This is a genomic window from Kribbella swartbergensis, assembly GCF_054784135.1.
The window spans coordinates 258,035-271,422 of record NZ_BAAGPM010000007.1 but is presented as its reverse complement, the minus strand read 5'-3'; the positions used below and the strand labels follow the sequence as shown (position 1 = coordinate 271,422).

Sequence of the window (13,388 nt, the reverse complement as noted above, 5' to 3'; positions counted from 1 at the left end):
CGCCGGGATGCGGCCGGCGCGGGGTTCGCTCAGTTCTGCGAGGTGAACGCCAGGCCGTGCTCGGCCTCGTACTGCTCGATGAACCTCGCGGCCATCGGCTCACTCGACGCGATCGCGTCGGCCAGCTTCTTCGCCGTCCGCTCGTGTCCTTCCGGCCAGTCGGACAGCAGGGCGTACGCGCGCATCCGCTTCTTCTCCAGTGCGGTCGGCTCCGGCTCGTCCTCGGCCGGCTTGGTCACCACGACCGGCTTCTCGATCTTCTCGGCGACCACCGGCTCGGTCTTCGGGACCACCGGCTCGGTGACGGCGGGCTTGGGGGTGGTGATCAGCGCCGGCGGCGTGGTGTCGGTCGAGTCCGCGAACGGCGACGGTGGCTGTGGCTTCTGCACCACCGGCTCGGCCTTCGGCTGTGGCGCGAACGGCCTCAGCTTGCCGGTCACCGACCCGTTCACCGGCGTACCGCCGTTCGGCTGTACGACGTGCTGCGGCTCGCTCTCGTCCTCGACGACGACGGCCTCGGCGACCGGCTCCTCGCTCTCGGCGCGGTCCGGCGTCTGGTCGACGATCGCCATCAGCTCGCCGGTCCACGCGTCCTCGTCGCGCAGCGACACCCCGGTGCTTTCCGCACGCAGCGGCCGCGGCTGCCCGCCCTCGAGCACCCAGACGGCGGCCGGTACGGCGGGTCGGTCGTCCGACGGCTCCGGCGGCGGGGAGATCGCCTTGGTCAGCTTGTTGGTGATGACCTCGTAGTTGATCCGTTCCTCGAGCATTCCGGCCAGCCGGTCCGGGTCGTACGTCGTCTCGGCGATCTTGGCGAGCCGCTCGTCCTGGTGCTCGGAACGGATGTACTCGGCAACGGTTCCGGCGATGGCCTCGCGCCGGGTCCGGTTCCGGATCTGGTGCCGGGCCGCGCGCAGGCTCTCGTACAGGCCGTACCCGTGCTCGAGGGCCAGCGACCGGGCCAGCCAGGTGACCTTCGGCTCGCGGGCCCACTGGATCACGCCGTACACCGGGCCGGTGGTCGCCATCTGACCCGCGCGGCGGAGCGCGTCGCGGCGCCGGGCCGAGCTGTGGATCAGCCACAGCACATAGGCGAACGCGGACAGGCCGCCGAAGCCGAAGGCGAGGAACCGCTCCTCCGGCCGCCAGTGACCGACGACGTTGAAGACGACCGCGACCAGCGCCGCGAACAGCGACATGGCGCGGTACGCGTAGGCCTGCTCACCCTTGCGCCGGCGCAGGTCCGCGAGCGCGGCGGTGGCGACACCACCGAGCTCGAGCACGGCCACCGCGGGCGTGACCAGGACGATCTTGAGGAAGGTCGAGAAGCCTTCCTCGGGCCATGGGATGTGGGTGACGCCGGCCCAGACCTGGCCGACGAGGGCGGCGGTGGCCGCCGTGGCGTAGAAGGCGTAGGCGACCTTGTCCGCACCGGTGAGGGGTACGTTCGCCAGTTCGCCTGGACTGGTGCTGGTGGTGTTCTCCTGCAAGACGTGGTCTCCTGACCGGGTTTGGGCTCTCCGGCAGTTTCGTCGGGATGGTGCTGTGAGGTTTTTCGGGCCTCCCCCAAAGGGCGGCTGCACGAGGCTACCGGTTTCCGGCCCCGGAAGGGGAGGCGAACCCGGAAACGATCTCGAACCTCCCCACTCCGACCCGGTTTCACACCTGCGCGTTCTAGTCTCGACGTCGTGTTCCCGACATTGCGCTCACTGCCGGACTCCGGCGCGCTGACGACGTACCTGAGCGACCGCTACGGCCTCGGCCTCACCGGCTGCACGCTGCTGCGTTCCCTGGTGAACGACGTGTACGAGGTGGCCTCGAAGGACGCCCGCTACATCCTCAAGCTCTACCGGTACGGCGGCCGGGCAGCTGACGAAATCCGTTGGGAGACAGGGCTTTCGGCTCATCTGATCGCCAACGGACTGCCGACGCCACGGGTCGTTCCACTGCCCGACGGAGACTCGGTCGGACTGCTCGACGCGGCCGAGGGACCGCGCCCGTTCGTGCTTCAGGAATTTCTCGACGGGACGAAGCCGCCGTACGAAGAAGGGGTCTACCGGGAGTTCGGCGTACTGGTTGCCCGGTTCCACGAAATGGCCGATTCCTATGTGTCCGGATTTCCTCGCCGGACGGCCGACCTGTCATACAGTCTCGACGAACTCCGGCCGCACCTTGCGTCGGCGGAGGAAAACCTGCTCCAGGCTCTCGCGGACGCTGTACGGAACCACCTCGCGCAGTACCGTCCGGCCCGCGGCATCTGCCATGGCGACGTGACCCTGGACAATCTCCTGGCCACCGGCAACGGTCTGGCCCTCTACGACTTCGACCTCGCCGGCGTCGGGTACCGCGTCGCCGATTTCACCGGCGTCGCGGCGACGCCGTACTGGCCCGCCTTCAAGGCCGGCTACACCACCCGTCTCCCGATCACCGCCGAGGACGAGGCCGCCCTTCCTTACCTCGGCGTCGCCGCGCGGATCGCGAACCTGCGCTTCCACCTGGTCGACAAGCCCTTGATCCGCGGCGCCGAGTCCCGCACCGAAGGCTGGGCCGACCGTGAGCTGACCGCACTGAAAGAAGCAGCCGGGCAACTTCTCTGACGTGTCAGGTTGATCGGCGTCACGAAGACTGCGTGAAGGTGCGGCGGTAGGCGGTGGGCGTCGTGGCGAATGTCTTGGTGAAGTGCTGACGGAGGAGCAGGGGAGTGGTGAAGCCGGACGCGGTGGCGATCTGGTTGATCGACAGCGTGGTGGTTTCGAGGAGTTCCTGCGCTCGGGTGAGGCGCTGGCGGATGAGCCACTGGAGGGGAGTCGTGCCGGTCTGGGCGCGGAACTGACGGGACAAGGTGCGTGGGCTCATCGCGGCGTGGGCCGCGATGGTGCCGAGGGTGAGCGGTTCGTCCAGATGGTCGCGCATCCAGCACATCACAGGCTCGAGAGAATCGTTGCCCGAGACAACCGGTGCGCTGACGAACTGGGCCTGACCGCCGTCCCGGTGCGGCGCCATCACCAGTCGTCGGGCGACTGCCGCCGCGACCGCCGAGCCGTGGTCGCGCCGGACCAGATGCAAACACAGATCCAGCCCGGCCGTCACACCGGCGGAGGTCAGTACGTCGCCGTCGTCGAGATAGAGCGCGTCGACCACCACCTCGACCTTCGGGTAGCGGCGAGCGAACTCCTCGGCGTGTGCCCAATGCGTCGCCGCCCGCCGGCCGTCCAGTACGCCGGCCTCCGCCAGCACGAATGCACCGGTGCAGATGGACGCGATCCGCACTCCACGCCGATGCGCCTGCCGGACCACGTCCACCGCCTCGTCACTCGGCTCGAAGGAAGCGGGCACGACCAGGGTGTCCGCGCGGAGCGCTTCGGTGAGCGGGTACGGCGCCTCTGCCCGGAGGATGGGGCGGTCATGCGCCATCAACGTCGTACCAGGTGAGCCGCAGACGCGGACGTCGTACAAGCCCTCGGCGGTGGCGAAGACCTGGCACGCGCCGGCCAGTTCGAGCCCGATCGCGCCTTCGAGGGCGAGTACGGCGACGGTCTGCATGGCGCGAATCTAGCTGATGATGTCTTTCCAGCCACTCTCGCTCTCCCGTGGAAGGCGGCCAGGCTGAGGGGCATGCGGATCGACGTGCTGATGTTCGAAGGTGTGGCCGAGGTCGACGCGCTGGCGACGTACGCGGTGTTCGCCACCGCGAAGCGGCGCGGGCTCGAGGTGGACCCCCGGCTGGTGACCGCTGACGGGACGACGGAGGTCACCGGCTGCTACGGAACGACGTTCGCCGGCCTGGAACCCTGGTCGCCCACCACCGCGCGGGTGCTCGCGGTGTCCGGCGGCTGGATCCTGGAGGAGATCGAGCGCGGGGTGATCCCGAAGCAGCTGGCCGACGCGAAACGGGCCGGAGGCGACGACCTGATCCTGGCCGGCATCGACTCGGGTTCGCTCCTGCTCGGCGCCGCCGGCCTGATCGACGGCCGCCCCGCCACCACGCACCGCGCCGACTATCAATGCCTCGAGCCGTGGGCGGAAGTCGTCGACGCCCGAATCGTCGACGACGGCGACCTGGTCACCTGCGGCTCCGGCTGGTTCGCCGGCGTCGACCTCGCCTGCTGGCTGCTGGAACGCGAATTGGGCGCCGCCGCCGAGATCGTCGCCCTCGAGCAGTGGACCGGCCGCGACCGCCAGGGCACCGTCTGGCGTCGCGACCGCTGAGCACCGGCTAGTTGGTGCCGAAGGTGTAGGTGGTGGTGGAGGTGTAGGTCTCGCCGGGGCGGAGGACCGTGGAGGGGAAGTCGGGGTGATTGGGCGAGTCGGGGAAGTGCTGGGTTTCGAAGGCGAAGGCGTCACCCTGGCGGTACGACTTGTCGCCGATGCCCTGGAAGGTGCCGTCGAGGAAGTTGCCGCTGTAGAACTGGGCGCCCGGCTCGGTGGTGTGGACCGTGACCGTGCGGCCGTCCTCGGGTTCCCAGAAGCGGGCGGCGTAGCGCAGGCCGTCCTCGCCGGGCTCGCCGCCGAGGACGAAGTTGTGGTCGTACCCGCGCCCGATCACCAGTTGCGGGTGGTCGTCGCGGATCCGCTTGCCGATCGGGGTCGGTTCGCTGAAGTCGAACGGCGTACCGGCCGTCGGCGCGATCTCGCCGGTCGGGATCAGGCCGTCGTCGACCGGGGTGTACGACGGTGCGTCCAGGTGCAGGACGTGGCCTTCGACCGAACCACGACCCTCGCCGGCCAGGTTGAAGTACACATGGTTGGTCAGGTTCACGATCGTCGGCTCGCCCGCGACCGTCGCGTGGTAGTCGATCCGGAGGGTGTCGCTCCGGTCGAGCGTGTAGGTCACCGTTGTGGTCAGCTCACCCGGGAAGCCCATCTCGCCGTCCGGGCTGACATACCTGAAGGCGACGCCGACGGTCTCCTCGAATCGGACCACCTCGGCGTGCCAAACCTTCTTGTCGAAGCCGGCGGTGCCGCCGTGCAGCGCGTTCTCATCGTCGTTGACCGGGATCTGGTACGTCGTCCCGTCCAGGGTGAACCGGCCTTTCGCGATCCGGTTGCCGTACCGGCCGATGGTGGCGCCGAAGTACGGGCTGAGCGTCGCGTAGTCCGGCAGGTTGTCGAACCCGAGGCTGATGTTCCTGGTCCGGCCGCGCCGGTCCGGCGTCTCGACCCGCTGGATGGTCGCGCCCCAGGTCAGCATCGAGATGGTGACGCGGCCGTTGGTGAACGTGTACACGTCCACCGCCTGGCCGTCGGGAGTGGTGCCGAACGGGTCCTTGCGGATCTCGAACCTGCCGTGGTGTTCACCCATGGCGGTCAACTTATCCGGCGTACCACCGACCGAACTGGCCTGGGTCACGGCGTTCGCCGAAGGGTTTCGCGGCCGGTGACCGGATCGGTCCGGTGCCGGGCCCGATCGGGCCTTCTGCGGTACGGCGTCCGGCCGCGAGCATGGGCGTCATGAGCCGAACCGCGCTGATCGTGATCGACGTCCAGGAATCCTTCCGGGTCCGCCCGAACTGGCAGGCCGTGAACCACCCCGACATCGCCGAGCGCGTCGGCCGGCTGGTCCGGGCCGCGCGGGACAGGGGCGACCTGGTGGTGTGGGTCCTGCACACCGAGCCCGGCACCGGCGGTGCGTTCGACCCGGTCAACGGTCACGTCCGGTTGATCGAGGGTCTCGAACCGCTGCCCACCGAACCGGTGATCTCCAAGACGTCCCACAACGCCTTCACCACAACGAATCTGCAGCAGATCCTGACCCAGCACGGAGTGACCGAGGTGGTGATCAGCGGCATCCGCACCGAGCAGTGCTGTGAGACGACGACCCGGGTCGCGTCCGACCTCGGGTACGACGTTGTGTTCGTCACCGAGGCGACCGCGACCACGCCGCTGCCGCACTGGACGATGCCGGCCGACGCGACCCTCGAGGAGATCCTGGCCGACCCGCGGACCCTCAGCCCCGAGGTCGTCACCGAGCGGACCGAGTACGCCCTGGCCGGCCGGTTCGCCACCATTCGGACCCTCGACGAACTGACCGCCGTCGCCGTGTCATCCTGACCGGATGAGACTGAGGTCGTCGCTCGTCATCCCGCGCCTACTGCGCGGCACTCGGCACGGCACCTCGCCGCACTGGCGCGAAGGCCACGATGCTCCGCATCGCAACCTCCGCTCCAGCACGCCGATGCACCGCACCGAGCACCTGCTCGCGACGGCGCGGGATGACGAGCGACGACCTACCCAGGTGGCCTTCCTGCTGGTGCCGAAGCTGCACCTGCTGGATCTGGCCGGGCCGGCGCAGGTCTTCTCGACCGCGAACGACCTCGGGTACGGCTACCGGCTGAGCTACGTGGCCGAGACCGACGAGATCCTCACCGCGCAAGGCGTCCCGGTGAAGGCGCGGCTGGACTGGCCCGACCTGGGGCCGGGCGACCTGATCGTCGTACCCGGCTGGCGTTCGCCGCGGTTGTCGCCGGTTCCGCCGATCGGTCCGGAGGCCAGGCAGCGGCTGCGCAGTCACCATGCGGCCGGGGGATCGGTGGCGAGTGTGTGCTCGGGCGCGGACGCGCTCGGGGCGGCCGGATTGCTGGACGGGCGGCGGTACACCACCCACCACGACCTCACCGACGAGTTGGCCGCGCGATACCCGCGGGCGACGATCGTGCGCGACGTCCTGTACGTCGTCGACGATCGGGTCATCACGTCCGCGGGGATCGCCAGCGGGATCGACCTCGCGCTGCACCTGGTCGCGGTCGAGCACGACGCTGAGGCGGCGGCTCGGGTCGCGCGGGAGATGGTCGTCTACGCGCGGCGGAACGGCGACGAGTTGCAGGAGAGTGCGATGCTGCGGCACCGCGCTCACCTCAGCGACCTCGCCCACCGGGTACAGGACGTCATCGACGCCCGGTACGCCGAACGCCTGCTCCTCACCGACCTCGCCCGGCACGTCGGGGTCAGCGAGCGGACGCTGACCCGGATCTTCACCTCCGCGACCGGGCTCACGCCGCTGCGCTATCAGCAACTCCTGCGGCTCGAACGCGCCGAACACCTGATCGGCCACGGCGCGACGGTCGAGGCCGCGGCGCGGGCCGTCGGCTTCGAGGACGCCCGGATGCTCCGCCGCCTCCGCTCCCGCACCGACGTCGCGGTCGCAGGGTAGGCCTAACACCACCCCTGCCGGGGACCCAGGACTCCTGAGTTCCGCCCGCCGTCCGGCCAGGCTCGTCCTGACCGGAACTACGAGAGGTGGGCCAGGGTGAGCAGGGGATCGGTGACTGTACGCGTCGCGCGCTGGAGTGCTACCCATCCATGGCGGGCGATCGGCCTCTGGCTGGTGCTCGTCGCGGTGGCGGTCGGGATGTCGGTGGTCATCCCGAAACAGCAGGCAGAGGACAAGGACACCTGGGTCGGTCAGTCCGGCCAGGCCGCGGAAATGATCGAGAAGGCGGGACTCGGCGACCGGCCGTCGGAGACGGTCCTGTTGACCGATCCCGACGGCCCGTTGGACAAGGCCGCCGCGAGTACGGCGATCGCTCAGCTTCGGCAGAAGCTCGAGGCGCTCGATTCGATCGAGTCCGTGGGTCAGCCGGTCTGGTCGGAGAACGGCAAGGCCGCGCTGGTCCCGATGGAGCTGAAAGGTACGGCGGACGATGCCTCGGACAACATCGAGAAGATCGTCGCCACCACGGCCGAGGTTCAGCAGGCGAACCCGGACCTGACCATCACGCAGGCCGGCAACGCGTCGGTCGACGCGGGCATCTGGAAGCAGGTCGGTTCCGACCTCGCGAAGGCGGAGAAGCTCAGCCTGCCGATCACCTTCGCGCTGATGCTGCTGGCGTTCGGCGCGCTGATCGCGGCCGGTATCCCCGTCCTGCTGGCGTTCTCGGCGGTCGGCGCGGCGCTCGGGTTCTACGCACCGCTGTCGTACCTGTTCCCGGACGGCGGCTCGGTGGCGAACGTCGTACTGCTGATCGGGATGGCGGTCGGCGTCGACTACTCGCTCTTCTACCTCAAACGTGAGCGAGAGGAACGCCGTAAGGGTCGCACCACCCTGGACGCGGTCGAGATCGCCGCCGCGACGTCCGGACACTCGGTCGTCGTCTCGGGGCTTGCCGTGATCGTGTCGATGGCGGGTCTGTACGTCGCTCAGGACGCGACCTTCACCTCGATGGCAACGGCAACGATCGTGGTCGTCGCGGTGGCCGTGCTCGGTTCGCTGACCGTCCTGCCGGCGTTGCTCGCGAAGCTGGGGCACCGCGTCGACAGGCCGCGGGTCCCGTTGCTGTGGCGACTCAACCGGCGCATCGGTCCGGGTGGCATCAGCCGACGCGTCCTGGCCCCGGTCCTGCGGTATCCGCGCGCCGCACTGTCGATCTCCGCGGTCGCCGTGGTGGCGCTCGCCGTACCGGCGCTGGGGATGAAGACCGAGCCGGCCGATCTGAACACGCTGCCGCAGAGCATCCCCGAGGTGCGCACGTTCAAGGAACTGCAGGCGAATTTCCCGTCCCAGGGCGGTCTGTCGTACGACGTGGTCGCGCGGGGCGAAGGTGCGGTCGCGGCGTTGACCGGGTTGCAGGATTCCGCCGTACGGAGCGGAGACTTCGTGCTGCCGCCGGGCGAGGCGATCAAGCAGGCCGACGGAACTGCGGCGCTGACGTTGGTGTCGGTGCTGCCGGAGAACAGCGAGAACGCCGAGATCGCACTGAACCAGTTGCGGTCCGAGCTGGCACCGGCGGCGCTGGGTTCGGCGACCTGGGCGGTCGGTGGTATGTCGGCAGAGTCCGTTGACTCCGGCAATCACCAGCGGGACAAGCTGCCGTTCGTGATCGCGTTCGTGCTGGCGTTGACCCTGGTGATGATGGCGGTGACGTTCCGGAGCCTGGCGATCGCGGTGGTGACGACCGTGCTCAACCTGGCGTCGGTGGCGGCCTGCTTCGGGGTGCTGGCGCTGGTGTTCCAGCATTCGTGGGCGGAAGGTCTGCTCGGTTTCACCTCGGCCGGGTTCGTGGTGTCGTGGATCCCGCTGTTCCTGTTCGTGATCCTGGTCGGGTTGTCGATGGACTACCACGTGTTCGTGCTCGGCCGGGTCCGCGAAGGCGTCATGCAGGGGCTGACGCCGCGGGAGGCGGTGCGCAAGGGCGTCACCGAGTCGGCCGGTGTGGTGACCAGCGCGGCCGCCGTGATGGTCTCGGTCTTCGCCGTCTTCGCCACCCTCAGCATGCTCGAGATGAAGCAGATGGGTGTCGGCCTGGCCGTCGCCGTCCTGATCGACGCGACCCTGATCCGGATCGTGGTCCTGCCCTCGATCCTGGTCCTGCTAGGTCGCAAGGCCTGGTGGCCGAACAAGCTGCCGGCCACAGCCAGCCCCGAGGTCCGCGACCGCGAGCTCGCCGCGGTCTGAGCGGTTCGACGGGCGGGACGGCGTAGCGGCCGCCCCGCCCGTCGGTCTACTTCAGCTTGTACGCCGCGGTCAGTTTGCCGACCGCGGCCTGCAGCTGACCGGTGAGCAGCAGGTGCTCGGCGTCGGACGTGAGCTTCGACGTCGGGCCGTCGACGTCCTGCCCGATCCGGTGCTGTGCGATCCATCGGGCCGCACCGACCACCGCGTCAGCCTCGGCGAAGCCGTCCACTGTGGTCCGCTCCAGGTACTTCGCGGACTGGGTCAGGGCAGCCAGCGCGATGGTTGCCTGGGGCCCCGACCAGTCCTTGACGTGCAGCGCCACACCGGCGGCAACGCCTGCGGCGACTGCGTACGGATCGTGCTTCCGCAGCAGGACATTGCGCGCCTCGGCCAGCTTCTGACGAGCCGCCGCCTGCGTCGTCAGGCCCCAGCCGTACGGGTACTGCGGATCGTAGGAGGCGTCACCGACATTCAACGGCTGCTGGTCTTCGGCCCGCGGCCAGCTGACCGGAAGCCGGCCGGTGAACGGCCGCCGGCCGAAGAGTACGTCTGCAACGCCCGCGCCCTCGGTCCCCGGCAGCCAGGACGCCACCAGCGCGTCGATCGAGGCGAGCAGGTCGGCGATCACCTGCGGCCGGCCGGACACGATCAGCACGACGCAGTCCATTGCCGCGCACACCTTGTCCACCGCGGTCTTGTCGGCCGCCGACAGCAACAGGTCGTGACCGTTGCCCACATCACCGATCCCCTCGGCGTACGGGCGTTCGCCGACCACCACCACGCCGACGTCGTGACCGTCCAGCGGAGCCGACGCGTCCGCGCTGAACGTTGCCGACGGCACCACCTGCTTGATCCCGTCCAGGATCGTCGTACCGGTGGTCGTCGTACCCGAGCCACCCTGCCAGCTGATGCTCCAGCCCCCCATCTGGTTGCCCAGGTCGTTCGCGTTGCTGCCGGCGACGTAGACCTTCTTCGTCGGGGTCAGCGGCAACAGGTTGCCGTCGTTCTTCAGCAGCACCTGGGACTTCGCCGCCGCCTCCCGCCCGACCGCGCGGTGTGCGGCCGACCCGATCTCGCCGATGCGCGACGTGTCGGCGTACGGCTGCTCGAACAGGCCGAGCTTGAACTTCTCGGTCAGGATCCGGCGGACCGCGTCGTCGATCCGGCCGATCGGGATCCGGCCCGCGGTCACCTCGTCGGTCAGGCCCTGGGTGAAGCCCTGGTAGTTGGTCGGGACCATGATCATGTCCAGGCCGGCGTTGATCGACGTCCGGATGTCACTCGGGTAGTCGCCCGGCAACTGGTCGATCGCCTGCCAGTCGCTGATCACGAACCCGTCGAAGCCCATCCGGTCCTTCAGCACCCCGTTGATCAGCTCACCGTTGCCGTGCATCTTCACGGGCGGCTGACCGTCGACGGCGACGCTGGAGTACGACGGCATCACCGTGCCGACACCGAGATCGACCGATGTCTTGAACGGCGCCAGGTGCAGCCTCTCCAGTTCCTCACGAGTGACCTCGGTGACGCCCTGGTCGATCGTGTACGAGCCGGTCGTCGACGAGCCGTACGTCGTACCTCCGTCGCCGACGAAGTGCTTCGCCGTCGCCAGCACCCGGTTGTTCTGTTTGAGTTGGCTGCTGTCGCGCTTGCCCTGCAGTCCGGTGATGACGGTGGCCATCGACTGCACGAGCGCCGGGTCCTCGCCGTACGCCTCGTAGGTCCGGCCCCAGCGGTCGTCGCGCACCACGCACACGCACGGCGCGAAGTCCCACGGGATGCCGGTCGCGCGGACCTCGGTCGCGGTCACTTCGCCGGTGCGGCGGGCCAGGTCCGGATCGCGGGTCGCGCCGATGCCGATGTTGTGCGGCAGGATCGTCGCACCGACCACGTTGTTGTGGCCGTGGACGGCGTCGACGCCGTAGATCAACGGGATCTGCAACCGGGTCGCCTGGGCGTTCAGCTGGAAGGTGTCGATCATCGCTGCCCAGGCGGCCGGGGTGTTCGGAGTCGGAACCGAGCCGCCGCCGGACAGCAGTGAGCCGAGTGCGTACGTCGCGATGTCGGTGCGGGACCGGAGTGCGTTGCGCTCGGCCTGGGTCATCTGGCCGACCTTCTCCGCAAGCGTCATCCGGGCCAGCAGGTCCGCGACCCGCTTCTTGATCGGCAGTTTGCTGTTCAGGTACGGCAGGTCGTGCGCGTTGATGACGACGGTCGGCTGGGCCGACGGTGGCTTCGCCCCGGTGACGGTGAGTTCGAGCGGGATCGTCTCGGCGACCTCGGCGCTGCCGTCCTTCGTGGTTGCGACGGTGACGGTCTGCGATGTGCCGGACGCCGTACCAGCTGCGAAGGTGATGGTCCCGTCGGTCGGCGTGTAGTCGTCGGAGCCGGCGGTCCCCGTGCCGGTCCGGTAGGCGACTGTGACCGGTTCCTCGAGCGGCGTGCTGCCGGTGGTCGCGACGGAAATCTTGACCTGGGCCGTGCCGCCCTCGTCGACCGGGTAGACGCCGGCGTCGGTGACCACACTCGCCTTCAGCGCGGCATCGGCCTTGCCGAACACCTCGACCTGGTCGATCGCGAACTCGCCCGGCGACCCGGCCGGCATGGTGAAGGCGTAACCCCACATCCGGGTCAGGTTCAGGATCTGGTCGATCCCGCCGACGGGCTGGTAGTCGCCGCGGTAGACCAGGTCGCTGAACGGGATCTCGACCAGGTGCCAGCCCTGCCAGTCGTCGGTGAAGCTGGTGTTCCACAGCTCGGAGGCCTCGGCGTTCGCGCCGCCGTCCTTGATCTCGAAGAAGATCCGCTTGCCCGATCCGGGCGGCAGGGGAGCGGTGTTCTGGCCGTACCACCAGAACCGGATGCCCTTGTGTGCCGACCAGTCAGCGGGGTTCTGGTCGAACGTGACGTTGTGGGTGAAGCCGCCCCAGCCGCTGATGTTGTACGTCCCGTGCAGGACCTTCTCGCCGCTCGGCGCGTCGGCGCGGGCCTGCAGTTCCATCGTCGGCGGGTCGTCGCCGTCGCTGCCCCAGCCGAAGATCCCCGGGTTCGGCGGTGACGCGAACGGCTCCGCCCCCTCGAACCCCGCCAGCACGACCGGCGCCGGATCGTCCGCGACCGCCTGCGCCGCGGGGAGGAAACTGGCGATCAGTCCGGCCGCGACGACGACCGCCGTACGGCGTCGTGATCGGCGAAGAACAGGCGACCTGGGCATGGGCGACTCCTCGACTCGGCCGCGGGCCCCACCCGCGTCTCGCGCCCGACTCTCAGCTCTGTCCCGCCCCCGGTCAAGACCTCACCGGTTCCGGAACTAGAGCGCTCTCACCCCCGCCGCCGGACTGCCCTTCCCGGCATGATTGGCCCCGGCGAAGGCCGAGGAAGGGGAGGGGTAGTGACGATCGCTGATCTCTGGGGGCAGATTCGGGCCGGACTCAGGTCGGTTCCGGCGGTGGTGGCGACGCTGAGGCCGCCGGCGAGCGAGCAGGATTTCGCCGAGTGGGCCGAAGCGGTCGGGCATCCGATTCCACCCTCGCTCCGGGCGCTGTACGGCGTACACGACGGAAGCTCGCAGATCGGCGGGGCCGGGTTCAACTTCGTCCGCGGCTACTACCCACTCCCGATCAGCCAGGCGATCGAACGGTTCCGGACGTACGACCACCTGACGCGACTGTGGGGTCTGGCGACCGCAGTGCCGTTCGCCAGCGACTACGGGGGCTGCCTGCTGGCCGTGCGTGTGGACGGGTCGGAAGAGGTCCTGCACTGCTTCGACGACAGTCCGCCGATGCACGGCTTCAGCAGCATCACCGAGCTCCTCACCCAAACCATCGACGGTCTCAGAGGCAAGGACGCCGAGTGGCGACCCAACCTCAACCAGCGCTACCTCCTCTGGATCAACCGCGAACTGGAAGCGGAGGACCTCGGCTCGGGTACGGCGTTGGGTGGGATTAAGAAGTTGTGGTGGTCTGATTGAGAAGCAATTCAGTAGTCGGGGTGATGGACC

The 13,388-nt window shown here is 69.1% G+C and carries 10 protein-coding genes; 6 read left to right on the top strand and 4 right to left on the bottom strand.

All coding sequences use genetic code 11. The features are described 5' to 3' along the window. Positions 1–29: 29 nt before the first annotated feature. Complete coding sequence (locus ACYVOK_RS02785) at positions 30–1,490, bottom strand: hypothetical protein (RefSeq protein ID WP_460660615.1); 1,461 nt, start codon at positions 1,488–1,490, stop codon at positions 30–32. A 198-nt stretch (positions 1,491–1,688) separates the two neighbouring features. On the opposite strand from ACYVOK_RS02785, the gene ACYVOK_RS02780 reads away from it, so the two are divergent. Beyond that, a complete protein-coding gene (locus tag ACYVOK_RS02780; RefSeq protein WP_460660614.1) occupies positions 1,689–2,597 on the top strand; it encodes a phosphotransferase enzyme family protein in 909 nt (302 codons plus the stop codon). A 19-nt stretch (positions 2,598–2,616) separates the two neighbouring features. Here the strand turns inward: ACYVOK_RS02780 and ACYVOK_RS02775 are convergent, their stop codons facing one another. Continuing rightward, positions 2,617–3,543, bottom strand: a complete 927-nt coding sequence (locus tag ACYVOK_RS02775) for a GlxA family transcriptional regulator (RefSeq protein WP_460660613.1) — start codon at positions 3,541–3,543, stop codon at positions 2,617–2,619. Between the two features lie 72 nt (positions 3,544–3,615). Here ACYVOK_RS02775 and ACYVOK_RS02770 point away from each other — a divergent pair, with 72 nt between their 5' ends. After that, the gene (locus ACYVOK_RS02770) at positions 3,616–4,209 is read left to right on the top strand and encodes a DJ-1/PfpI family protein (protein ID WP_460660612.1); all 594 of its coding nucleotides are present in this window, start codon (positions 3,616–3,618) and stop codon (positions 4,207–4,209) included. Between the two features lie 7 nt (positions 4,210–4,216). Here the strand turns inward: ACYVOK_RS02770 and ACYVOK_RS02765 are convergent, their stop codons facing one another. Next, positions 4,217–5,302, bottom strand: coding sequence for an aldose epimerase family protein (locus tag ACYVOK_RS02765; protein ID WP_460660611.1), 1,086 nt, complete (start codon positions 5,300–5,302; stop codon positions 4,217–4,219). A gap of 149 nt (positions 5,303–5,451) precedes the next feature. On the opposite strand from ACYVOK_RS02765, the gene ACYVOK_RS02760 reads away from it, so the two are divergent. From ACYVOK_RS02760 to ACYVOK_RS02750, 3 genes are all read left to right on the top strand, one after another. Continuing rightward, positions 5,452–6,051, top strand: coding sequence for an isochorismatase family protein (locus ACYVOK_RS02760; protein WP_460660610.1), 600 nt, complete (start codon positions 5,452–5,454; stop codon positions 6,049–6,051). A 4-nt stretch (positions 6,052–6,055) separates the two neighbouring features. Beyond that, positions 6,056–7,150, top strand: a complete 1,095-nt coding sequence (locus ACYVOK_RS02755; protein WP_460660609.1) for a GlxA family transcriptional regulator — start codon at positions 6,056–6,058, stop codon at positions 7,148–7,150. Positions 7,151–7,261: 111 nt separating this feature from the next. Continuing rightward, complete coding sequence (locus tag ACYVOK_RS02750) at positions 7,262–9,391, top strand: MMPL family transporter (RefSeq protein WP_460660608.1); 2,130 nt, start codon at positions 7,262–7,264, stop codon at positions 9,389–9,391. A 46-nt stretch (positions 9,392–9,437) separates the two neighbouring features. Here ACYVOK_RS02750 and ACYVOK_RS02745 read toward each other — a convergent pair whose 3' ends face one another. Continuing rightward, entirely contained in the window at positions 9,438–12,602 is a 3,165-nt protein-coding gene (locus tag ACYVOK_RS02745; RefSeq protein WP_460660607.1) for a glycoside hydrolase family 3 protein, read from the bottom strand. Positions 12,603–12,779: 177 nt separating this feature from the next. Here ACYVOK_RS02745 and ACYVOK_RS02740 point away from each other — a divergent pair, with 177 nt between their 5' ends. Beyond that, on the top strand, positions 12,780–13,358 hold the full coding sequence (locus ACYVOK_RS02740) for an SMI1/KNR4 family protein (protein ID WP_460660606.1): 579 nt from the start codon (positions 12,780–12,782) through the stop codon (positions 13,356–13,358). Positions 13,359–13,388 lie beyond the last annotated feature (30 nt).